General features: G+C 37.2%; 22 protein-coding genes. 12 read left to right on the forward strand and 10 right to left on the reverse strand.

Annotated elements, in window-relative coordinates; genetic code table 11:
• Positions 1 to 198: 198 nt before the first annotated feature.
• The 4 genes from recA to B3P17_RS08540 are packed head-to-tail and all read right to left on the reverse strand — an operon-like array spanning position 199 to position 2,859.
• Complete coding sequence (gene recA / locus B3P17_RS08525) at positions 199 to 1,206, reverse strand: recombinase RecA (RefSeq protein WP_291105077.1); 1,008 nt, start codon at positions 1,204 to 1,206, stop codon at positions 199 to 201.
• 29 nt (positions 1,207 to 1,235) lie between these two features.
• Positions 1,236 to 1,700 carry a thioredoxin-dependent thiol peroxidase gene (gene bcp, locus B3P17_RS08530; RefSeq protein ID WP_135104903.1) on the reverse strand — a complete coding sequence of 155 codons (465 nt, stop codon included), beginning with the start codon at positions 1,698 to 1,700 and terminating at the stop codon, positions 1,236 to 1,238.
• Positions 1,701 to 1,712: 12 nt separating this feature from the next.
• Positions 1,713 to 2,240, reverse strand: coding sequence for a hypothetical protein (locus tag B3P17_RS08535; protein ID WP_252636969.1), 528 nt, complete (start codon positions 2,238 to 2,240; stop codon positions 1,713 to 1,715).
• Positions 2,241 to 2,283: 43 nt separating this feature from the next.
• Positions 2,284 to 2,859, reverse strand: a complete 576-nt coding sequence (locus B3P17_RS08540) for a TIGR00730 family Rossman fold protein (RefSeq protein ID WP_252636968.1) — start codon at positions 2,857 to 2,859, stop codon at positions 2,284 to 2,286.
• A 306-nt stretch (positions 2,860 to 3,165) separates the two neighbouring features.
• Here B3P17_RS08540 and B3P17_RS08545 point away from each other — a divergent pair, with 306 nt between their 5' ends.
• Positions 3,166 to 3,645: a surface-adhesin E family protein gene (locus B3P17_RS08545; RefSeq protein WP_252636967.1), complete on the forward strand. Its 480-nt coding sequence runs from the start codon at positions 3,166 to 3,168 to the stop codon at positions 3,643 to 3,645.
• A 44-nt stretch (positions 3,646 to 3,689) separates the two neighbouring features.
• On the opposite strand, the gene B3P17_RS08550 is transcribed toward B3P17_RS08545, so the two are convergent.
• Positions 3,690 to 4,079, reverse strand: coding sequence for a hypothetical protein (locus B3P17_RS08550; protein ID WP_252636965.1), 390 nt, complete (start codon positions 4,077 to 4,079; stop codon positions 3,690 to 3,692).
• A 241-nt stretch (positions 4,080 to 4,320) separates the two neighbouring features.
• On the opposite strand from B3P17_RS08550, the gene B3P17_RS08555 reads away from it, so the two are divergent.
• The 3 genes from B3P17_RS08555 (at position 4,321) to B3P17_RS08565 (ending at position 5,721) form a co-directional block, all read left to right on the forward strand.
• Positions 4,321 to 4,632, forward strand: a complete 312-nt coding sequence (locus tag B3P17_RS08555) for a hypothetical protein (protein ID WP_252636963.1) — start codon at positions 4,321 to 4,323, stop codon at positions 4,630 to 4,632.
• Positions 4,633 to 4,763: 131 nt separating this feature from the next.
• Positions 4,764 to 5,501 carry an NAD-dependent epimerase/dehydratase family protein gene (locus B3P17_RS08560; protein ID WP_291105084.1) on the forward strand — a complete coding sequence of 246 codons (738 nt, stop codon included), beginning with the start codon at positions 4,764 to 4,766 and terminating at the stop codon, positions 5,499 to 5,501.
• Positions 5,479 to 5,721, forward strand: a complete 243-nt coding sequence (locus tag B3P17_RS08565; protein WP_291105087.1) for a hypothetical protein — start codon at positions 5,479 to 5,481, stop codon at positions 5,719 to 5,721. Before B3P17_RS08560 ends, B3P17_RS08565 begins: the two co-directional genes overlap by 23 nt.
• Before the next feature lie 8 nt (positions 5,722 to 5,729).
• On the opposite strand, the gene B3P17_RS08570 is transcribed toward B3P17_RS08565, so the two are convergent.
• Positions 5,730 to 6,098, reverse strand: a complete 369-nt coding sequence (locus B3P17_RS08570; RefSeq protein ID WP_252636959.1) for a YccF domain-containing protein — start codon at positions 6,096 to 6,098, stop codon at positions 5,730 to 5,732.
• 159 nt (positions 6,099 to 6,257) lie between these two features.
• Between B3P17_RS08570 and B3P17_RS08575 the strand changes: the two genes are divergently transcribed.
• Complete coding sequence (locus tag B3P17_RS08575; protein ID WP_252636957.1) at positions 6,258 to 6,647, forward strand: lipocalin family protein; 390 nt, start codon at positions 6,258 to 6,260, stop codon at positions 6,645 to 6,647.
• 47 nt (positions 6,648 to 6,694) lie between these two features.
• On the opposite strand, the gene B3P17_RS08580 is transcribed toward B3P17_RS08575, so the two are convergent.
• The 4 genes from B3P17_RS08580 to B3P17_RS08595 all read right to left on the reverse strand — a co-directional run bounded on the left by B3P17_RS08580 (position 6,695) and on the right by B3P17_RS08595 (position 11,495).
• Positions 6,695 to 7,699 (reverse strand): hypothetical protein, encoded by a 1,005-nt coding sequence (locus tag B3P17_RS08580; protein WP_252636955.1) that lies wholly within the window; start codon positions 7,697 to 7,699, stop codon positions 6,695 to 6,697.
• A 181-nt stretch (positions 7,700 to 7,880) separates the two neighbouring features.
• Positions 7,881 to 8,309: a lipocalin family protein gene (locus B3P17_RS08585; protein WP_252636953.1), complete on the reverse strand. Its 429-nt coding sequence runs from the start codon at positions 8,307 to 8,309 to the stop codon at positions 7,881 to 7,883.
• Positions 8,310 to 8,344: 35 nt separating this feature from the next.
• Entirely contained in the window at positions 8,345 to 9,004 is a 660-nt protein-coding gene (locus B3P17_RS08590) for an oxidoreductase (RefSeq protein ID WP_252636951.1), read from the reverse strand.
• Between the two features lie 28 nt (positions 9,005 to 9,032).
• A complete protein-coding gene (locus B3P17_RS08595) occupies positions 9,033 to 11,495 on the reverse strand; it encodes an endonuclease MutS2 (RefSeq protein ID WP_252636950.1) in 2,463 nt (820 codons plus the stop codon).
• A 690-nt stretch (positions 11,496 to 12,185) separates the two neighbouring features.
• Here B3P17_RS08595 and feoB point away from each other — a divergent pair.
• The 7 genes from feoB (at position 12,186) to argH (ending at position 23,753) form a co-directional block, all read left to right on the forward strand.
• Entirely contained in the window at positions 12,186 to 14,666 is a 2,481-nt protein-coding gene (gene feoB, locus B3P17_RS08600) for a ferrous iron transport protein B (RefSeq protein WP_291105095.1), read from the forward strand.
• A gap of 428 nt (positions 14,667 to 15,094) precedes the next feature.
• Positions 15,095 to 18,289 (forward strand): SusC/RagA family TonB-linked outer membrane protein, encoded by a 3,195-nt coding sequence (locus B3P17_RS08605; protein WP_252636946.1) that lies wholly within the window; start codon positions 15,095 to 15,097, stop codon positions 18,287 to 18,289.
• A 13-nt stretch (positions 18,290 to 18,302) separates the two neighbouring features.
• On the forward strand, positions 18,303 to 19,736 hold the full coding sequence (locus B3P17_RS08610; RefSeq protein ID WP_252636944.1) for a SusD/RagB family nutrient-binding outer membrane lipoprotein: 1,434 nt from the start codon (positions 18,303 to 18,305) through the stop codon (positions 19,734 to 19,736).
• A 29-nt stretch (positions 19,737 to 19,765) separates the two neighbouring features.
• Positions 19,766 to 20,572, forward strand: coding sequence for a hypothetical protein (locus B3P17_RS08615; protein ID WP_135104920.1), 807 nt, complete (start codon positions 19,766 to 19,768; stop codon positions 20,570 to 20,572).
• 753 nt (positions 20,573 to 21,325) lie between these two features.
• The gene (gene pyrE, locus B3P17_RS08620) at positions 21,326 to 21,955 is read left to right on the forward strand and encodes an orotate phosphoribosyltransferase (protein WP_006843174.1); all 630 of its coding nucleotides are present in this window, start codon (positions 21,326 to 21,328) and stop codon (positions 21,953 to 21,955) included.
• A 13-nt stretch (positions 21,956 to 21,968) separates the two neighbouring features.
• Positions 21,969 to 22,412, forward strand: coding sequence for an SRPBCC family protein (locus B3P17_RS08625; RefSeq protein WP_135104921.1), 444 nt, complete (start codon positions 21,969 to 21,971; stop codon positions 22,410 to 22,412).
• A 3-nt stretch (positions 22,413 to 22,415) separates the two neighbouring features.
• Positions 22,416 to 23,753 carry an argininosuccinate lyase gene (gene argH / locus B3P17_RS08630; protein ID WP_252636942.1) on the forward strand — a complete coding sequence of 446 codons (1,338 nt, stop codon included), beginning with the start codon at positions 22,416 to 22,418 and terminating at the stop codon, positions 23,751 to 23,753.

Genomic DNA, 23,753 nt, shown 5'->3' on the forward strand with positions numbered 1-23,753 from the left:
TTGCTTTTTTATGTGTAACCTTTTATATACCTCTGTCTTTCATTAAAGACAAGAATTATGGGTCGATAATATTCGGATACATCCTTTATATAAGATAAATAGAAAGAGATATGATAATAAAAGAAGCTGTTTGAAGAGCAAAATATAGTTTTACTCTTCAAACAGCCTCTTCGCTATTCCTAGATTGCTTTGCTTATATTAGTGCTTTTCTTTCAATGCTTCGAAGATTAAGCCTGCTATCTCTTCTGCCAACTCAGGATTGTCTTTTATCACTTCTTTTGCCGACTCACGTCCTTGTGCCAGTTTGGTCTCATTGTAGCTGTACCACGAACCGCTTTTCTTGATGATACCAAGTTCTGCACCAAGGTCTATGATTTCTCCCGAACGAGAGATACCCTCACCGTACATGATATCGAATTCAGCTTTACGGAAAGGAGGCGCAACTTTATTCTTTGCTACCTTCACGCGTGTCTGGCTACCTCTTACCTCATCTCCGTCTTTCAATTGTCCGATACGGCGAATATCGAGGCGTACAGATGCATAGTATTTCAGGGCGTTACCTCCGGTAGTTGTTTCGGGCGAACCGAACATGACACCGATTTTGTCGCGCAACTGGTTGATAAATATACAGATGGTGTTTGTTTTGTTGATCGCAGCAGTCAGCTTACGTAAAGCCTGCGACATCAAACGAGCCTGCAATCCCATTTTAGAATCGCCCATCTCGCCTTCTAGCTCTGCTTTAGGGGTCAGTGCGGCAACCGAGTCGATAACAATGATATCGATAGCCGAAGAACGAATCAATTGCTCTGCTATTTCGAGAGCCTGCTCACCGCTGTCGGGCTGTGATATATATAGGTTTTCGATGTCAACTCCAAGTTTTTCGGCATAAAAACGATCGAATGCATGTTCAGCATCCACAAAGGCTGCTATACCTCCTGCTTTTTGCGCTTCGGCTATAGCATGTATAGCCAGGGTTGTTTTACCTGACGATTCGGGACCGTATATTTCGATCACCCTGCCGCGAGGATATCCACCTACACCAAGTGCAGNNCCTGTAGAAACAACAGCTATCTCATCGATTTTATCATCGCCCATCTTCATTATCGAGCCTTTTCCGTAGCTCTTCTCTATCTTGTCCATTGCAGCTTGCAGAGCTTTCAGCTTCTCTGTGTTTGGGGCTGCTTTTTTTTCTTTTTCTTCTGCCATTATTTCTCTTTGATAATTATATAAAACTTTTATTTATTTAGATCTAATATTTGTTGAGCGTGCTCTTTCGTTTTTATTTCCTTCGGAGTTATTATTTGCTCTATAATGCCCGATTCGTTTATCAGGAATGTAGTGCGAAATGTGCCCATGTATTTACGTCCGGCAAGTGTTTTCTCACCCCATACACCGAATTGCTCCACAAGCTTTTTATCTGTATCGGCAATCAGCGGAAAAGGCAATTGTTGCTTTTCTATAAACTTCTGATGCGATTTTTCGTTGTCGACACTAACGCCCAGTATTTGGTAGCCGGCTTTTCTGAGTTGCGAAAAGTTATCTCGCAAACTACAAGCCTCAGCCGTACAGCCCGGGGTATTGTCTTTCGGATAGAAATATAATACAAGCTTACTCCCTTGATAGTCGGATGCTTTTACTTCTTTTCCGTCCTGATCGATTCCTAAAATTTCAGGTATTTTATCTCCAACAGTAAGTGCCATATTTATATTGTTTTATTTTTGTATATAGAATGTCTTTTCGTATTCGCTTTTTTTATCTCTAACATTGTTTCTCAGGTCAATAGCTTCGTTCGATATATCTGTAAACTTAGCCGATGCTTTGTTGTACACTATAGCGTCGGTGTTTGCATCATCGCCGAGTGTTCCCAAATGTTCCAGAGCAATAACCTTGTCTTTTACAGCACTGAGGTATGCCAGTACTGCCAGTTGGTAACTCTCTCCCCCTTTGTATATCGGAGTCTCTTTTACGGTCGTCAGGTATTTATCGATTTCCTCCAGAGTTTCTATTCTGTTTTTCGTGAGGTTAGCATTCGATTTTTTATCCCACACATCTTGCACCAATTTTTCATATCTGGAGTATGCTGCATCACTGTAATTGACAGCATCTAGTAATAAATAATTGTAATGCGTTTTCGAGTCTCCTTTGTTTGTCTTTTCTACAATACGTTTTGTTACCGTCTGGGCATTTACAATTGTAACTGATCCCAGCATTGCCACTGCAATGAATAAATACTTTTTCATACTAAGGTGTGTTTTGTTTAGTTTGTATATTAATATTGAAGGATTATTTCACTTCAAACCATTTGTCATTGGCCGGAGGTATATAATCTTCCATTTTTTTCAGCAAACTGCCAATATTACCATCTATCAACAAAAGATCAAGATATTCATTTTTCAGGAAACCATTTTTGATCATTGTTTTCGACATCGTAATAAGCGGATCATAATATCCGTTGGTATTTAATACTGCTATCGGTTTTTTGTGTAATGCCAATTGAGCCCAAGTAAGCATTTCAAATAATTCGTCCAAGGTTCCGTATCCTCCCGGTAAAGCTATAACTCCATCGCTGATCTCGTTCATTAAGGCTTTGCGCTGGTGCATTGTTTCTACGATATGAATCTCTGTCAGGTTGGTATGCTCCAACTCCTTGCTTTTCAGAAATTCGGGTATAACACCTATTACTTCTCCACCCTCGCTTAGTGCGCCATTGGCTACATATCCCATAAGCCCTACGTGTGCACCTCCATATACGATGCCATAGCCTTTTTGTGCGATTGTTTTTCCGAGTAGGGTTGCTTGTTCTGCAAAGATTTTATCTGAACCTGAGGCCGAGCCGCAGAATATTGATATATATTTCATTATTAATTTATAAAATTAAAAATCCAAAGAAATGTATGGATACATACATTCGCTAAAGAGTTTTCAGCAAAGATGTTTTGTCAATGCAATGTTTTCGTTTCGCTTATCTTATCATAGCAAAGATAATAATATTATTAGATAAAAAATGATATGTAAACCTGATGTTGAAAACTATTTTATCAGAGAATTAGATCAAAGACTGGCATTACTTTCTGCTTATTTTGTAAGTTTACATTTTCTATTTATAAATAGGCTTCTGTTATTTTATAAAGAATATTACTAATGTGCATTAAATTAAAAATGAGGATGAAATATATATTAATCACAATTATAGCCGTATTGTCTTTTTCGGCTTGTCAGACCTCCCGTCAGGTTGGAGCCGGTATTTATGGTTGGCACAATGTAGCCGTAACCGAAGATATGGAAATTTATACAGATACCCTCAATCTGAAACAAGACGGAGCAGTGTCTTACGCCTACGAAAAACGAATATACACATCTACCGAAGCTCGTAAGGCCTATGTGGATAAAATAAGAGACAGGTATGTGGCGATGAAAAAGCCGGAAAAGGCGGAGAAATGGAACGATTTCAGTTATTGTATTTATTATAGTATGTACGATTGTTCAAACAGACGCTTTAGAGTCTTATCTGTAGAAGATTATGACTCGTCAGGTAAACTGATTCAGAAAACAGTCACATCCAAAGATAAACTGAGATGGCTAGAGGTGAATGCCAAAACTGTAGGCGATTACACTTTCTTCTTTGTTTGCGATTACGGAAAGTGATTTAGATGATTGATAATAGGATTTTACCGAATGTGGTTTACTGGTCAGTCCGATTCTTTCTCTCTGATACGAACCAGCCTCATTATAATCTTATTGGGATCATCCTTATCTAAGATGGTTAGGACATCGTCTTTTAGCACAAACGTTTCTGTCCTTTGTTTTCCCATTCTATCCGTAACAGTAATGAGATTGTTGTTGATCGTATAAAAGCCTAGGCATTCTGTTTTGCTGACAAGACCATTCGTTTTTATTTCCAGATACATAGAATCTCGGTCTATCTTCAACTCCGGAGCTACGATGGTATCTCCGTTTACTATAATGGCAGTGTCACGGTTGTGTTCCATTTCTACAGCCCAACGCCCCTCCAATGTAGGTTGAGTGCTGCATGCCATCAAGATAGTTAAGAAGGAAAAACAAAAAAGTAAATGTTTCATCAATATACGGCTTTAGAGGGGTTGAAGGTAGGAAAAAATAATCAGAATCTATATAAAATGGTTTTGCATTATAAACTTTCTTAATTCAAAAATCAGGCTTTATTCATTGTGTTTAACTATACTAAAAAAGGAATATACAAGTTATTTAAAGTAAACAAATGCATTTAATTGATTGTTATCATTATAAATATCTTATATTTGTTAATAATAGAATTATATAACACATAAATTACAGCACATTATGAAGGGATTTATTTTAGGTTTAGCTGTAGGTGCACTAGGTGTATATGCAGCATTGAAACTATCCGATGAGGAAACAAGAGAAGAATTACGCACAAGAGTAAACAGCGCTACGGATAAAGCGAAGTCAGACTTAGACTATGGGTTGGCTGTAGGCAAAAGCAAGGCTTTGCGTGTAGGTGTGAAAGCAAGACAAGAAGTAAGAAAAGGAAAACAAAAAATAAATGAAGTTACTGGCGAAGTGGCAGGAAAACTCGCGAATGAATTGTCGGAAATAGAAGCAAAGGCTAAAGCAAATGCAGCAAAGGCTTAACTCCGTTTGTTTTACAATATAGAGAAAGAGATAATCGTATGGTTATCTCTTTTTTTGTGTAGATGGCTTTACATGTTTCTGTAACATGGGGAAATATTTCATATATTTATATTTCGAACAAAAATTGCACAATGAAGAAAATTGCTATCACCGGGGCTGCCGGAAACTTAGGAGGGCTCTTAGCTCAGGAACTTCAACACAAAGAAAATGTACACCTGAATTTGCTGATACACAAAAAAGATGTAGCCGAGAATCTGAAAGGTAAGAACAATGTATCTGTGTTTCGGGTTGATCTGGCAAGCCCCAAAACATTGGGAGACGCATTAGCCGGAGTTGATGTGGTTGTACATTTTGCAGGGGTTTTGTTTAAGGCTAAACCCGAAAAGTTTTTGCCAACTACAAACACTCTATACTTTAAAAACTTACTCGATGCAGCTATACAGCAGAAGGTGAAACGTATAATATTGATTAGTTTTCCGCATATTGAAGGAGAATGTACTCCCAACAATCCCGCAACAGGGCACTTGAATGGAAATCCTGAATCGATGCATGCCCGTACCCGCCTCGAAGAAGAAAAACTCTTGTTCAGCTATGGTGAGAAATATAGTATAGAGGCTGTTTCTCTGCGGGTAGGAATGGTCTACGGCAAAGGGATACTGATGATAGATGCTGCACAGTGGTTTGCTCGACATTGGCTTTTGGGCGTGTGGCGGAAACCTACATATATTCATCTTATTTCGAAAGTGGATTTTGCAGACGCCACGATTGCCGCAGCATTGAGGCCTGGTATCAACGGAATATATCACATTGGTGACGAAGGAGTGCAAANNAACCTTACAGCAATTCTTGGACGAAATTACTGCTTATAAAGGGAATCACAAGCCTTGGCGTATGCCTGTGTGGATGATAATGGCTGCTGCAAAAGGGTTTGAGCTGTATTCATCTTTGTTTGGCACACAGAGCCCTCTCACAGTAGACTTTGTCAAAATAGGGATGGTTTCATACTACGGTGATACCCGTCGTATGAGAAAAGAATTATTGCCCGAGCTGAAATTTAAGACTTATCGGGATGGGATAGAGCTGTTTTGACGATTGGTTTATCTGATCTCTTTTCCAAAAGGTACAAGAGCCAAATGTATCAGTTTAAAATGCTGTTTTCCAAAAGGAATACCTATTATTGTGATACAGAGAAGAACTCCCCAGAACAAGTGTGTAAGGGCAATCCAGAATCCTCCGATTATGATCCATATAATATTCATCACCAGATTGAGGCAGCCCGGAGCAGAGTCTTTCGATTCAACATGGCTCCCGAATGGCCATATTGCAAGTATTCCCAGCTTGAAAGCTTGTAGTCCGAAGGGAATGCCGATGACGGTCAATAGCATAACAAATCCGGAAATGAAGTATTCGATGGCTATCATAAAGCCTCCGCAAATCAACCATATTATATTCCCTATTGTTTTCATACGTAACTTGTGCTTAAAGGTATTTAAATAAGATAAATAAAATCAGTTGAACAAATATAGCAGGATTTTGTAAAAGCAATAAGAATATTCTGACTTTTTATGGAGCGAATGTCTCGTTAATGAAAAATAATTTGTTTTTTTGTGGTAAACATGGAACGAATGTCTGTTAGATTGATAAGCCTTGTCGGTTTTATTTTTGCTTTCCTATTCTTGGTTAGTTGCAAGCCCTACAATAGCGATGAGGTAAATAACCAGATGATACAAGGAAAATGGCAGCTTGTGGCTGTGGAATCGAAAAGAAACGATTCGGCAAACCTAGACCTGAATCAGCAAGATGTATATTTATACTTTAATGGAAATAAGTGTACGCAGGAAATTGTCGGACTTGTAAAGTCGGACTATACCTTTATAATACATAATTTTACACTGATGTTGTATAAAGATTCTGTATTCGATAATAAGCTTGATATATACACTTTAACTGTCGACTCTTTAGTTTTTAAGCAAGGAGGAGACAGGTCTCTAAAATATAAAAGAACAGGACTGTAAGTTTGCCTGTTCTTCTATAATTTGTGTATGTATGTGTATGATGCTTTCTAGTCTATCCTTCTGAGGAACCTTCTCATTTCATATATTATGTCAGGTCTGGCATCTGTCCTGAATTTGTTGAAGCTAATAAAAGAATCAAATTCTTTATTCGTAGACGAATCCGTTCTTTTTTTCCAGTCCGTAACCCAAAGGAAAGGTGCTGTGGGGACATAATTTCCTAGTGTATCAACAGCATTGTCTACAAAGTAATAAACAATATCGTCAACGATTTTTACGGGATATTTACCTGTGATTTGTACTCCATCATTATCCGGATCACGGAAATCTATATTTACCGATGTCTTTCCATTTCCCTCGTCTTTGAAGGTGTATGTGTTGCCTTTCAGCTTAGCCAGCGTTTCTTTCGAATAAGTAGCGTCGTATACGCCATTAGCCAATAACTGATAATCATATACTTCCCATTTTCCGAGCAGGCTGCTATATTTGCCCTTAACATCTACTTTCTCCATATTGGGATGTATATTAGGCGCTTTTTCTATATTTCTCATCGATCTGCCGTCTTTGATCTTATAGCCATCTACCGTAAAGTGTTTGAATACAGTAAAAGCCTCCTTGTTTTTATAAAATATAGAGATTGTTTCGGTATTTACAAAAGAAGTATCTCTTCCGTTATGTCGTGTAACGTTCATGGTGATCAGACCATCTTTTACATCATAACTACCTTTATCTATAAGTTCATCCAGTACATTTGAGTTTTCGAATGTATAAACGCCTTTCGAGTCTATATAGAATTTGTTTATAAATCCGTCATAATCTACTGATCTGAAATTTGGATATGCCGATTCGGACCCATCTTCTTTGACTTTAATTACTTGTTTCTCCGAGTTATATATTTCCCATGTGCCCAACAAATCATCCTTGGTAAGTTCGGATGGGGGAATTGTTTCGTTATTGGGTCCGGGTTTATCGGGGGTGTCACCGTTGCAGCTGCTTAATCCTATAATAGTACATATTAAGGGAAAAATGAAAAGTAGTTTTTTCGTCATTATCATTTGGAGAACGTTTTGTATAGTTTATGCCTGTTTGCTGTGCAAAGATATAATAATATCTGCAAATGAATGAAATGTATAGCTTTGTTTTTGTTTTATTTAATTGTATTCTATTTTTTTGGCCTCTTTGCTTATAGTAAACGTATTTTTTTGTAAATTATTGTTTGGGAATATTAAAGCCGCTTTATTCGTTCTGCTTTTGCCTTTTCAGTATAAGAGGATAAGAAAAATCGTAATCGGAAACGGATAGTCTCATTATTCCGTTTTTGATGGATCGTATTTGTAACGACAATTTTTTTGGTGTGAGTTTTTTAGTATTGCTGTTTTGTGGGAATTCAAAATAAGTAATGTCTATGCTGTTTTTCTCAATCAAATATTTTCCTGTAATATTGAAAAGAATGACTCCGTCCATCGATTCTCCTAAATGAAAAGTATAATCATCCTTGAATATGTATATATAAGAATATTCCGACTCTGAATATTGCCCCGGCTTGTCTGTTTCTTTTACTTCTACCCATCGTCCGGCAATGTCGCTTTTTGTGTAAGAAACATCCTGTCCAAAAAGGTGAAGAAAAGAGAATGAGAGTAAGCAGAATAGTAGAACCTTTTTCATACTACTTAGGTGTTAAGATATGCAGAAGTGAAAACTTATTTCGCAATATCTGTTATTTCGTCCGAACGGTATACATGAAGCCCTACTGTATTCTGTTGAGCAACTCTATACATGGCTTCAGCTACATCCTTCGCTTTGATAGGACGGTATTTTTTTAATTTGCCTGTAAGAAATATGGAGAATATTTTCATGGCAAAACTCAGTGCTTTTTCTCCAAGCCGAAATTCTTTCCTGTTACCTTCCAATAACGATGGTCTGAATATAGATATAGACTGGAACGGCAATTTCCTTAGCTCTTCTTCGCACTTGCCTTTTATCCGTAAATAGAAGTTGCTCGATTCCGGATTAGCACCAATGGCTGATATTATCGAAAATTGCTTTATTCCATTTACCGCAGCTACCTTTGCAAACTGAAGAGGGTAGGTAAGGTCTACTTTTTTGAATGCTTCTTGGCTTCCGGCTTTTTTGATGGTAGTTCCCAAACAGCAAAACATATCGTTTCCTTCCATGTAATCCTTATACGAGTCTACGTCGTCGAAGTCTACGATATGCTGAACCAGTTTGGGGTGCGATATTTTAGTCTCGCGACGTACAAAACATATCGTTTTATCGTAGATGTCACTATTTAATAGTATTTTCATCAGATGAGACCCCGTCAATCCGGTACTTCCTATCAAAATTGCAGTTTTTGCCATCTCTTTATCCTTTTGCTTTTCTGTTTAATTATTCAAGGTCTACTACAGTAATTCCTGTACCTCCAAATTGTACATGCTCATCCTGAAAATTTCGTACACCTTGAGCCGTACGGAGATAGTCTCGTATCATCTGTCTTAGTGCTCCCGTTCCCGTTCCGTGCAATATTCGTATTCGTGAGACCCCTACGAGTACTGCATCGTCTACAAAATACATGACAGCTTGCAATGCCTCATCGCCACGCATACCTCTCACATCTATATCTTGCTTGAAGTTGAGTTTCTTCTCTCGGAGATCGTCGCTGGCTGCTACGCTGATTGTAGTACTGCGGGTTTCACGTTTTACCTGATTTTTACTTATGTATTCAAGTGTTTCGAGTTTGACGGTCGACTTGATCATGCCAAATGCAACCGTAGCACTTCCTTTTTGTATATCAAGTACTTGTCCGATTGAAGTTTGCCCTTTGATGCGTACATTGTCTCCAATAGCGATTATTTGTTCTTTAATCTCTTTGGGTTGTTCGCTTTTTTTCTTTTTATTTTTTTCTTTCTCTTTTAACTTCTCTATTTTCTTAGCGATCTTATCATCCGAGAAATTTTTTTCGTCTTCTAATGACGATTTGAATTCGTTAAGAGTCAATCGGGCTTGCTTTGTTTTTTCCTTCTCGGCCTGCGATTCTCGAATTGTACGTATCGTATTCTCTATTTTGGCATTGGCCTCCGATAAGACCCGTTCTGCATCGGCTTTAGCCTGACGGAGTATCTCTTTTCGTTGTTTTTCTACACTCAGCAGATCTGTTTCGTATGTTGTGGTAATCTCTTCGAGCCGTTTTTCTTTCTGACGGATGCTTTGGCGTTTAGTTTCCCAATAGCGTTTATCTCTTACAATATCTTGCAGGTATTTGTCCATATTGATGTAGTCACTGCCTACTATTTCAGAAGCATCGGCAATTACATCTTCCGGCAAACCTATTTTTCGGGCTATTTCTATCGCAAAAGAGCTTCCGGGGTTGCCAATAGATAAAGTGAACAGCGGTTGCATCAAGTGGCGATCGTATAGCATTGCCCCATTGATAACACCTTTGTGTTCATTTGCATAATGTTTGAGGTTTTGGTAGTGAGTTGTGATTACACCAAAAGACTCTTTTTCATTAAAGCGCTTAAGCAGAGATTCTGCTATTGCACCGCCTATTTGCGGTTCGGTTCCACCTCCAAATTCATCTATGAGTAAGATTGTCTTTTCATCGCAGTTTCTTACAAAGAACTTCATATTGGTTAGGTGCGAGCTGTATGTGCTCAGATCATTTTCGATAGACTGTTCGTCACCTATATCTATAAATATATTGTTGAATATTCCTACTTTCGAATTTTCTGCTAAAGGTATCGGTATCCCGCATTGTACCATATATTGAAGTAGTCCCACTGTTTTTAGGCAAACGGATTTTCCTCCTGCATTTGGCCCCGAAATAATAAGAATGCGATTGTCTTCCTCTAGCTCTATATCGAGAGGTACAATTTGCTTATTCTGTTTTCTGTGAGAAATAAATAGCAGAGGGTGCTTCGCTCTGTACCATCTTATAATTTGCTTGTCTTCTAAGCTTGGTTTTATAGCATCCAGATCGATGGCAAATGTAGCTTTGGCTCTTATAAAATCGATTGTAGCCAGAAATTCATACGACTGCAATATGTCTGCTACCAGCGGGCGAAGTACATCGGTGAATGACACCAGTATTTTTATAATCTCTCTGCGTTCTTCACTTTCCAGCTCTCTTATGCGGTTGTTGGCTTCTACTACTTCGGCAGGTTCTATAAATACAGTTTTGCCCGAAGCTGACTCATCATGTACAATCCCTTTTATCTTCCGCTTAAATGCCGGTGCTACAGGTATTACAAGACGTCCGTCACGCATGGTGGGAGTTACGTCTTTTTCTACAAGCCCTTCGTTCTGAGCCGTGCGTAAAATTGCATTAAGGCTTCGTGATATACCGCTCGAAACATGTGCTATATCTTTCCGTATGCGGCTTAGCTCAGCGGATGCATTATCCTTTATGCGCCCAAACTTATCCAGAATATTATCAATCTTGCTTATTAGCTGGGGAAATATGGCAACTTCTCCTGCCAATGCATACAAGTATGGGTAAGGGGTATTTTCTTCCTCCTCCTTTTTTAGGAAAAGAACAATGTCCCGTATTGTTTGTAACGATCTTCGTAAATCAAATAAGGCTGCTTCGTCTATCCATGTACCTTCTACTCGTATGTTGCGTAGAGCATGCCTCACGTCAAGAAAATAATTTGTAGGGAAGTTGTCTTCTTCGTTTATGATGCGCATAAATTCCTCGGTTTGAGACAACGATTCTGATATATGTGTATAATCAGAAGAGAAGGCCAGATTGGTAACCTTTTCTTCCCCCAGTGGACTTAAGCATTTTGCTATGAGTAGTTGGCGGATTTTATCAAATCCTATTTTATATTCAAAGTTTTCCGGATAAATCACAGCGCTATTATTAAAATAGAGTGCAAATATAGTGAAATAGATTAACTCATTCTGTATTCAAATTTTATAAAATGGGCTTATTCTTTTTGCAGAATATAAAAATTACTTTACTTTTGTGAAAATTAAAAGGGAGAGCTTTATTACAAACTCCTAGAAGGCTGTGGAATAGTACAAATGCCATCTATGTAAATAAAAAAGAGCTATACATAATTTACTGCTAAATATAAAAAGCCAGTTTTTTAATAAATTTGTTGTAGATTAGTAATGAATTATGCTAATAAGTGTTTCCTTTATATTCTGATCTTTAAAGTACTTTATACAATATATTCCAATGCAAGAGAGGAGTGACGAAGGATTTATTGGGCATTTATTATCCTGCAATGACTCTTATCTTTAAACTAACAAGTGTTTTTATCTCATTATCTGCTTGTGAAAGTAGGTTTGGGGTTTTGTCATTGATTACGCTCCTCTTGAGCATTGGTTTATCTTTTTCCTTTTTTGTTTAATCAGGTGATTTTCATTGCGATGTGACTTGCGGTGATTGTTGCTCTTGCTTGTGTTGGTGAGGCTTGTTTTCTTGTTCGGTAAAGATTCTTTTTTATACTCATTCTAAATAAAGTCATTTTTCCTTCTCTTTTTATATAAAAAATACCCATCTTTGTATCTCTAATTAAGTGAAAGATTTTTAGTATGCTTTTATCTGATTTGAAAACGGGACAGAAAGGTATCATTGTACGCGTAAATGGAAGTGGTGCTTTTCGTAAACGTATTCTCGAAATGGGTTTTATAAAAGGGAAAACCATAAAGGTGATATTAAATGCTCCCCTCAAAGACCCGATTAAATATAAAATAATGGATTATGAGGTTTCGCTCCGAAGAAGTGAAGCCGCTCTAATTGAAGTTATATATCCAGAACCACATAAAGTAAGGGATGAGAATTTGTCACACTCTCTGACGGATGGATCTTTAGATTATTATTCCACCACGGAAGATGTCGTAGCCTCATTGCGAAAACCGAATTCCGATTCGAAAAAAGTAATAAGGGTAGCATTGGTGGGTAATCCTAATGCCGGAAAAACCTCTCTCTTTAATATTGCTTCGGGAGCTCACGAGCATGTAGGCAACTATGGTGGAGTAACAGTCGATTCGAAAGAAGGGAAGTTTAAACATGGAGGCTATACTTTTAAGGTTGTAGACTTGCCCGGAACTTATTCGCTTTCGGCATATACTCCCGAAGAATTGTTTGTAAGACGACATATTGTAGAAGATAAACCCGATGTGGTTATTAATATTGTCGCTGCTTCCAATCTTGAGAGAAACCTGTATTTGACTACCGAACTTATCGATATGGAGGTGTCTACGGTGATCGCTCTTAATATGTATGACGAACTATTAGAAACGGGTAGCGAATTTGATTATCAGAGCCTGTCTCAGATGATCGGTATCCCTATTGTTCCTACAGTTGCTAAAACGGGAGTAGGTATAGGTGATCTGTTCGATGCGGTGATACGTGTCTATGAGGAGAAAGAACCTATCGTTCGACGTGTACATATATATTATGGTAATGTTGTAGAAAATGCAATAAGCAAACTCAATATACTTCTTGAAAAGGAAAAAGAAACACCGTTAATTTTCCCTCGCCGTTATATTTCAACAAAATTGTTGGAAAAAGATAAGGATGTAGACGCCTATGTCGGCTCATTGTCGAATGCTGCGGATATCTATGCTCTGAGAGACAGTGAGGTTAAATATATAGAAGATACCCTAAAAGAACATACTGAATCTGTTCTGACGAATGCCCGATATGGTTTTGTGGCAGGTGGATTGAAGCAGACACTCAAAGAAAAGCTTTTCGAGTCGGACGTAACCCGGATGATAGATGCCGTGGTTACCAATAAGTATATTGGATTCCCTGTGTTTTTCTTTTTTATGTGGGTGATGTTTGAGTGCACATTCCGTTTGGGTGGATATCCTATGGAGTGGATTGAAAACGGGGTGGCAGTACTCGGTAATTTTATCAGAGGAAATATGGTTGACGGTATGCTTAAAGACTTAATTGTTGATGGTATTATCGGCGGTGTTGGCGGTGTTATTGTTTTTCTTCCTAATATATTGATCCTGTATGCTTTTATTTCCTTTATGGAAGACTCCGGCTATATGGCTCGGGCAGCTTTTATAATGGATAAGGTGATGCATAAAATGGGATTGCACGGAAAATCTTTTATTCCATTGGTTATGGGGTTTGGTTGCAATGTGCCTGCGATACTTGCTACAAGAACTATCGAAAGCCGTAATAGTCGTATGATAACCATGTTGGTAAATCCGTTTATGTCTTGTAGCGCGCGATTGCCTGTGTATTTGTTGTTTGTAGGAGTTTTCTTTAAGTCGTATGCAAGCTTTGCCTTATTTGGCTTGTATTTTACCGGGATTCTATTGGCTGTGATTTCTGCCCGCTTATTTAAGCGTTTTCTTTTTCCGAAGGAAGATACACCATTTGTAATGGAATTACCTCCTTACCGTATGCCTACAATTAAGTCGGTGACTATACATATGTGGGATAAATCTCAGCAGTATTTGCGAAAAATGGGAGGTGTTATTTTGGTTGCATCTATTATCATCTGGTTTTTGGGTTATTTTCCACGAGACAAAGAACGGGAGTTGAAATATGATAATATGATAACTCAGGTTGAGCAGCAAGAAGGGTTGGGTGATGAAGAAAAGAGTGCTCAAATCGAAGAAATAGAAGAGGGCAGAAATACAGAACATCAAGAAGAGTCGTATATTGGTCGTGTAGGTAAAGCTATCGAGCCTGTGATGAGGCCTCTCGGTTTTGATTGGAAGATAAGTGTTAGTCTTCTTTCGGGTATGGCGGCCAAGGAGGTTGTGGTGAGCACTTTAGGTGTATTATATACGGGGAGTTCTGAAGATCAGGAATCGCTGGAGGTTCGTCTTTTAGCAGATAAGCAAGTAGATGGAAGCACAACATTTACTCCGTTGGTAGTTGTCAGTTTGCTGCTTTTTGTGCTGATTTACTTTCCATGTGTCGCAACTATTGCTGCTATAAAAGAAGAATCCGGCTCTTGGAAATGGGGTGTTTTTAGTATTGTTTACACAACTTTACTAGCTTGGCTTATTTCTTTTGTAGTGTATCAACTTGGATGTTTGTTCTGATTTTCTCTTATTTTCTTTCTTTTTTATTTTATTGTTTCTTATTGTAATAATTATAATATGTAAAGGGCGGTTTTGGCTGCCCTTTTCTTTTTTTTGAAAAAGTTATAATTAAATGTTAAATATCTGCTTTTTCAAAAGAATAAAGCGGGTGTTTTTTGAGTGTTTTTTTTGTGTATGGCTTCTGGATGGTTTCAATATGTAATGTATTTAACATTAGTGTTACTTGTATATGTTTGTAAATCTGCATTTAATTATGTTTGTTCTTTCAAAATGACAAAATTTGTATAATTTAATCTAAGATTTGTTTTTTCGTGAAAATTGCCTAATTTTGTATATCAAAAAACAAACTGATGCTAAAAAGTCTGATATTGCATCAAAGTGTTAGCATCGGGATGAAGTTTTAATTTAGAAATTAAAGTAGTGTTTGTATGATGAAAAGAGTGATGTTAATTCTATCCTGCTTATTTATAAGCATAGGATTTATTACAGCACAAACAACTCGCGTAACCGGTGTTGTCGTGGACAATGTAGGAGAGCCAGTTATTAGTGCTTCAGTCGTAGTAAAAGGGACTACCGTTGGTGTTTCGACTGATTTGGATGGTAATTTTTCGATAAATGTACCTGAGGGTAAAAATACATTAGTATTTTCTCTTATCGGAATGAAAACAGTGGAAGTTAAGGTTTCTCAAAATATGAGAGTCGTTATGGAGAACGATGAACATATTTTGGGTGATGTTGTTGTTACGGCATTAGGTATTACAAGAGATAAGAAAGCGTTAGGCTATGCTACTCAAGATGTAAAATCCGACAAGCTGAATATGACGGGTAATACAGACTTAACTAAATCTCTACAGGGTAAGGTTGTAGGTGTAGATTTGAAAAACTCTAGTGGTATGCCTGGAGCATCATCTCAAGTCGTTATCCGTGGAGCTCGTTCTTTTGATGGTGATAATACTCCGCTTTATGTTGTTGATGGTATGCCGATTGCAAGTACATCTTATTACGATACCGGTAATAGTGTTAGTGGTTCAGACGTTGCAAATAGAGCGTTGGATATCGACCCTAATGATATTGAGTCTGTTAATATATTGAGAGGTCAAGCCGCTGCAGCTCTTTACGGACTTCGCGCATCTAACGGTGCTGTGATTATCACAACTAAAAGTGGAAAAGGTAAAACAATTGGTAAAACAAATATAAGCTTAACGCAAACTGTTGCTTTTGATGTTGTATCTCGTACTCCTGATTATCAAACAACTTGGGCTCAAGGGATGAGAGGCGTATATGCTTCGAGCAAGTCAAATGATAATTCTCATGCATCTATGGCATGGGGGCCTAAAATCTCAGATTTACCTAATGACCCTCTTTATGGTGGTAATGGTAAAGGACATGATGGAAAATATCAAGTTCCTCAATTAATAGAGGGCGGATATGCACCTGAAGATGCTTGGGTAACACCTGGAGTTTATGATAACTGGAATGACTATTTCAGAACAGGTGTTCAGTCTACAACATCGGTTCTAGTTAGCCGAGCTGAAAATACTGGGACTTTTGCTGTTGGTATTTCTTATACAGATCAATCTGGTATAGCATTGAAAACAGGTCTAGAGAAATGGAATGCGAAAGCTAATGGAGATAAAAAATTGAATGATCATTTTACAGTAGGTTTTTCTGCTAATTTCTCTAAAAATAGTGTAGATAAATTATCTGGTGCAAATGATGGTTCCTTAGCGGGAGTAATGGGCGCACCTGCCAGTTATAATCTTAAAGGAATGCCTTATCGTACAGCAAGTGATCCGTACAAACAAGTTTATTATCGCAGCTTAACTTTTGATAACCCTTATTGGATACAACATAATAATACGTTTTCGGAAAATACAAATCGTTTCTTTGGAAATTTATTTGGTCAATATGAAACTAAATTAGCTGATGATCATAAGATTACCCTTAAATATCAATTGGGTGCGGATACTTATACCACTCATTATCAAGATGTCTTTGGTTATGGTCATGCTGGTAAAACAGGTACAATAGATAATTATGGTATAACTCAATTTACTTATAACTCTTTGTTTACCGCAGTTTATGATTGGAAAATTTCAAATGATTTAGACTTTAACTTTATAGCGGGGAATGAATTAAATCATACTAATAATAAGTCTTATAGCGAATATGGTGAAAACTTTAATTTTGGTGGTTGGAATCATATTGGGAATGCTAATACAGTTACTGCAAGTGAAGGACAAAGTCAGGAGCGTACAGTGGGCTTTTTTGGAAGTATGTCACTTTCTTATCTGAATATGTTGTATTTTAATGCAACTGCTCGTCAGGATATCGCCTCTACTATGCCTCCCAAAAATAGAACATTTTTCTATCCGTCTGTATCGTTAGGATTTGTGTTTACAGAACTAGAACCTTTCAAGAACCAAAATGTACTTAGCTTTGGAAAAATTAGAGGTTCTTATGCAGAAGTAGGTCAGGCAAGCTCTAGATATATGAATAATTATTACTACCGTCCTACTTATGGCGGTGGATTTTGGCAAGGACAACCTATTGTTTATCCTGTAGATAATGTAAGTGGTTATGCGCAGTATCCTAATTTGTATGACCCTAATCTGAAACCGCAAAATACAAAATCATGGGAAATAGGTTTGCAATTGAATTTCCTTCAAGATAGAATAAGTCTTGATTATACTTTTGCTAACCAAAATACTGTGGATCAGATTTTTCCGGTTCCTCTTCCTGGGTCTACAGGTGCATCATCACTTATAACTAATGGTGGACAGATGAAATCTACTTCTCATGAGCTTATGTTAAATGTAACTCCAATACTCATGAAAGATTTCCGTTGGGATATAAATCTGAATTATTCGAAATTGGATAATAAAGTAGTTTCATTGCGTGAAGGTGTTGAATCTATTATGCTTGGAGGATTTGTAACACCTCAGGTTCGTGCAGGTATAAACTCTACATATCCTGTTATTTATGGAGTTCAATATAAAAAAGATAAAGAAGGACGTATATTAGTGGACGAAGATCCAAATAGTGTTACTTACGGTATGCCGATGGCTGGGGAACCTGGAGTAATAGGAAAGGTTTCTCCTGATTTTATTTTGGGTGGAGGAACAACGTTGACCTATAAGTCTATTTCGTTAGGAGTAGTGTTCGAATGGAAAAATGGTGGTCAAATGTATTCAGGTATGAATGGTTTGATGGATACATATGGTGTTTCTAAGAGAACTGAAGATAGAACTTCTACTTTTATTTTCAAAGGCTATAAAGCAGACGGAACTCCTAATGATATTGTTAGAGGTGGCGCTAATGATAAGAATGCTTATCAAACTTTATATTCTGATGTACTTTCCAATATTGATGAATCATTTATATATGGTAACTCATTTTTAAAATTAAGGGAGATTTCTCTAAGATATGCTCTTCCTAAATCAGTATTCTCGAAAGCTGATGTTGCTCTTTCTGCTTTTGCTCGTAATATTTTGCTTTGGACAGAATTACCGAATGCAGATCCTGAAAGTTCACAAGGTAACAACAATATGATGGGTGCATTTGAACGCTTCTCGTTACCCCAAACTACTAGCTTTGGTTTTAGTGTTAATGTAAATTTCTAAAGATAGATAAGATATGAAAAATAGAAATTTTTTACTTATATTATTGATGTCATTGGGGTTGTTTTCTTGTACCGAAAGTATCATGCAAGATATTAACGAGGACAAAAATCACCCTGCCGATATGGCTTCAAAATTTATAATTACGGATGTAATTAATAATACATCTTTTAGTGTAATAGGCTCTGACTTCTCATTTTACGCTTCAGTATATGTCGAATATAATGTAGGAGTGCATGGCCAAATGTATAATGCTGAGATTAGAATTGGTGAACCAACAAGTGCAACTACCTATAATAATAGCTGGAATAATGTCTATTCTAATTTGTTGAACTTGAAGAAAGTTATAGAGAAATGTTCGCCTGGAGGCTCTGAAGAAAGTGATACAGCAGTTTTAGGGATAGCACAGGTTTTAAGTGCCTATAATTTGGTTACATTAACAGATTTAATGGGTGATGTGCCTTGGACGGAAGCATTACAGCCAGGTGTTATTTGGACTCCAGTTCTAGACAAACAACAAAGTTTGTATGAGGTTATAAATAAATTAATAACTGATGGTATAGCTAACCTTGAAAAAACATCAAGTGTTCCGGTTATTGGAACTCAGGATCCTATTTATAAGGGTGTAGCAAGTAATTGGGTTAAATTTGCTTACGGATTAAAGGCACGTCTAGCAATGCGTTTGTCGAAAGTTAAACCTGATTATGACGCTGTAATTGATGCAGCAAATAAATCTTTTACGGCAAAAGGAGAAGAGGCTTTATTTAAATGTGGAACTATTAAAAATCCATTTAGTATCTTTCTAACAGATAGAAAAGCTATGGGGGCAAGTCAAAGCTTACATGATAAGCTTGTTGCAAAAAATGACCCACGTGATGGAAAGTTCTTTAAACCTTATCCGGGTACAAGTGAATTAATTTTTGCTCCGAATGGTAACCCTAATCAGGTGCAGGGATCATATGGTGTTTCAGCTCTCTCTACATCTACTCCTACAGCTCCAATTTATTTGATGAGTTATCATGAACTTGAATTCCTAAAAGCAGAAGCTTACGCGCGTAAAGAAGATCTTATAAATGCAAAAATTCATTTAAAGAATGCTGTAATTACAGCCTTTACAAATGTTGGAATTGACGCTGAAGATGCAACTGATTATTATACAGCTTCTATTGAACCAAAACTTAAAAATCCGGCAGATGCATTAAAAGAGATTATGATGCAAAAATATCTAGGATTATTTGAAGGCGAATCACTTGAAACTTATAATGATATTAGACGTCTAAAAGCAATGGGAGAAGGTGATTTTATACCATTGGCTAATACAAAAAATTTCCCTCTTAGATTTACTTACGGGGCTGAGGATGTGACGACTAATAAAAATGTTGCAGAAGCTTACGGAGACGGAAGTTATGTCTATACGGAAAATGTATGGTGGGCTGGAGGCTCCCGTTAAATGCGTAATTTAAATTAATTAGATTGATTATGAAAATATATATTTATGCAATAGTGACTGTTTTATTATTAGTTACAAGTTGCAAAGATCATAACGATAATTTAGTAGAGGAAAGAGGTACATATGTTGTACCAGTATTATCTGAGCCTTCCCCTGGTTATTTTACTGATAATCTTGAAAAAAGTTACGTTCAGTTTGATTTATCTTTACCGGAAGGAGAAAAAATTGATAAAGCTGAAATAGAAGTGACCCATGGAGATAAAAGTGCTATCTTAAAAGAGGTTTCTATTCCATCTACTGGAGTAAAAGTTACAGCAACAGAAGTGCTTAATGCCCTGAAAATGCCTGTGAGCGATTATAAATTAGGTGAGACTTTCAATTTGTATATTCTTACAACTAAAGGAGGAGTAGTGACTCGTTCGGTTGCGACATTTCCTATTGCTGTTGTCTGTTACTTTGATCCGGTAATGTTACTAGGTTCATTTGAATTTAAGTCTGACGACTGGGGAGTAGCTGGTAGTGTAACAATGGTTGCTGATGCCAATGACCCATATAAGATTTACATCGAAGGATATCCTCAGGCTGAAGGACTTACAGGAAATGGAAACAGAATAACACTAAATGTTAATCCAAGTAATTTTAGTATAACCGGACCAAAGGTAGTTTTAGCTGATAACCTAGCCGAATGGGATCTAACTTATACCAATTATGCTTATGAACCAGTCTCTGGAAAATATAGTGCTTGTGATGATGCTTATACTGTTACGTTTGCAATATCTGTTGCACAAGGTTCATTTGGAAATAACGTATTTACATTTAAGAGAGGAGCAAAATAACTCTCAATTTGTAAATTGAATTAGCAGCCCTAAAGAAGTATTATGTATAGTACTTTTTTAGGGCTTGTTTTTATTCCGTTAATCTGATGTGAAGAAATTGAATGTCTTCTTCTGTCTTTACATCCTTTTTTATGTCTTTTAACCTCTCTTTAACGTCTTCTTTCTTTTATCTTATGTAACTTTGTTTCCAGAAACGGAGGATAAATATATGTTTCAAGAAATTATTGTTGGTATTATAGGCCTATCTGTTGCCTTGCTTGTATTGTTTAAAATTTACGGATTCTTTTTTTCTAAGAATGAGCAAAAAGGTAGCTGCGGATGTTCTGGTTGTGGCTGTAGTACGAAGCAAAAACAAGTAAAATATTGAGGTTTTATTTGGAGTGAAGGATAAATATTCATATATTTGATATAAAGATTTAAGTCGTGTTGGTCGATTGGGAAGCTCATCAATTAAAAAATGACCGAGACAAGCTTTTGATTCTAATGGCGGGCCACACCTTCGGGTTGCTTAGCGCGGTGGATTACAAAGGGATCGAAGCACTCAAATCCTGTTTTACGGAGTTTCGGTATATCCACCAATACGACTTTCTATACAAAAGGAGTTACTGTCATTAAGTAGCTCCTTTTTGCGTTATAAAACGTTCTTTATTTTTATTTCATATTTTCTTTATGGTATAATTTCTTTTGTTATTTCTATTAATTGTATATTTGTAACCGAATAATATTGATTGTTGTTATTTATATCAAACAAAAATGGACACTTTAGAGAAACTGACCGCTGAAAAATTACTTAGTATTAGGGCTATTAAACTGCAACCTTCAAACCCTTTTACGTGGGCGTCAGGATGGAAATCACCTATTTATTGTGATAATCGTAAGCTGATATCGTATCCTCGCATACGTACTTTTATTAAAACCGAATTATCTCGTCTTATTCTCGAAAATTTTCAGGAGGCTGATGCCATAGCTGGAGTTGCTACCGGAGCCATTGCACCCGGAGTTTTAGTCGCTGATGCATTAGGCTTACCGTTTGTTTACATACGGGCCACGCCTAAAGATCACGGATTGGAGAATCTGATAGAGGGTGAGTTGAAACCAGGGAGTAAAGTTGTAGTAGTAGAGGATCTTATATCTACAGGATCGAGTAGTCTTAAAGCAGTAGAGGCGATTCGTCGCGATAGCTCTGAGGTAATTGGAATGGTTGCTAATTTTACATATGGTTTTCCTGTTGCAACAGAAAATTTCAAAAAAGCTGATGTAAAGCTAATTACTCTTACCGATTACGATGCTGTCCTAAAAGAGGCTTTACGCATAGAATATATCGCCGAGTCTGATCTGGATACATTGCAGGAATGGAGAAAGTCTCCGGCAGATTGGAAATAATCCATAATATATAATGGCTGAATTTGTAAGTGAAGTAAAAACTATTCCGCATTCTGATGCGGATATATATACAGTGCTTTCCGATTTGAACAATCTGGAACTGGCTAAAGATAAGATACCTCAGAATATGGTCAAAGATTTATCTTTTGATCAGGATTCTTGTACCGTAACTGTTGATCCGGTAGGGAAAATACGTTTCGTTGTGGTTGAACGTGACCCCAATAAAACAATAAAATTTCAGGCAGAGCAATTACCTTTTGATGTCACAATGTGGATACAATTAAAATCCTCGGCTGATGACGAAACTAAGATGAAGCTTACTATTAAAGCTGATTTGAATCCTTTCTTGAAGCCTATGGTTTCTAAGCCATTGCAGGCAGGATTAGATAAGGTAGCCGAAAGCCTTTCTGCTTTACCTTATGCTGATATTTTGAATAAAGGAAGAATAGAGGAATAGCCAATGAAACTTTGGGAAAAAAGCGTTCAAGTAAATAAAGATGTAGAGTCTTATACCGTTGGACGAGACAGGGAGTTGGATGTATATCTTGCTCCTTATGATGTTTTAGGCTCTATGGCTCACATCACCATGTTAGAGTCTGTTGGGTTGTTGACAAAAGAAGAATTGGCTGTTTTAATCAAAGAGCTGAAGGTAATATATAAATTGGCAGTTTCCGGCGAATTCGTAATAGAGGATGGTATTGAAGATGTGCATTCTCAGGTAGAACTAATGCTTACCCGAAAGCTGGGAGATGTTGGTAAAAAGATCCATAGTGGTCGTTCCCGTAACGATCAGGTACTGATTGATCTGAAACTTTTTACCCGCGATCAGATTCATTCTCTCGTAAATTCGGTTACGAAACTGGTCGATGTTCTTTTGGTGCAAAGTGAGAAGTATAAAAACATCCTCATGCCCGGCTATACGCACTTGCAGATAGCTATGCCTTCATCTTTTGGACTATGGTTTGGTTCTTATGCCGAAAGTCTTGTAGATGATCTTCAGTTACTCTTGGCTGCATATCGAATATGCAATCGGAATCCACTCGGATCGGCGGCAGGATATGGATCCTCATTTCCCCTGAATCGTCAGATGACAACCGATCTGTTAGGCTTTGACTCCATGAATTATAACGTTGTTTATGCACAGATGGGACGTGGTAAGATGGAGCGTGTAGTCGCTTTTGCTATAGCTAACATTGCAGCAACATTATCTAAATTGTCGTATGATGCATGCTTATACAACAGTCAAAATTTTGGATTTATTAAATTGCCTGACGAATATACTACAGGATCGAGCATAATGCCTCACAAAAAGAATCCTGATGTATTTGAGCTTACACGCGCAAAATGTAATAAGCTGCAAGGCTTACCCAGCAATATAACGTTGATCGCCAATAATCTTCCATCCGGATATTTCAGAGATTTGCAAATAATTAAAGAATTATTTATTCCTTCATTCGAAGAAATGAATGATTGTTTGCATATGGTTGCACAAATGATGGGTGAAGTGAAGATAAACGAACATATACTCGATGACCCTAAATATCTTTTGATATTCAGTGTCGAAGAAGTTAACAGACTGGTTCTTGAGGGAGTTCCTTTCCGTGATGCTTATAAGCAAGTTGGGTTGGAAATAGAAAAAGGGAATTTTAGTCACAATAAAGAAGTACATCATACGCACGAAGGTAGTATTGGTAACCTGTGCAATGGTCGTATTGATATACTCAAGCAGCAGATTGTAGATCAATTCGAATTTGAAAAAGTAATATCTGCTGAGAAAAAATTGCTTGGAGAGAATTAA

Origin of the sequence: Dysgonomonas sp. UBA7630, assembly GCF_002483985.1 — a bacterium.
Lineage (GTDB): Bacteria > Bacteroidota > Bacteroidia > Bacteroidales > Dysgonomonadaceae > Dysgonomonas.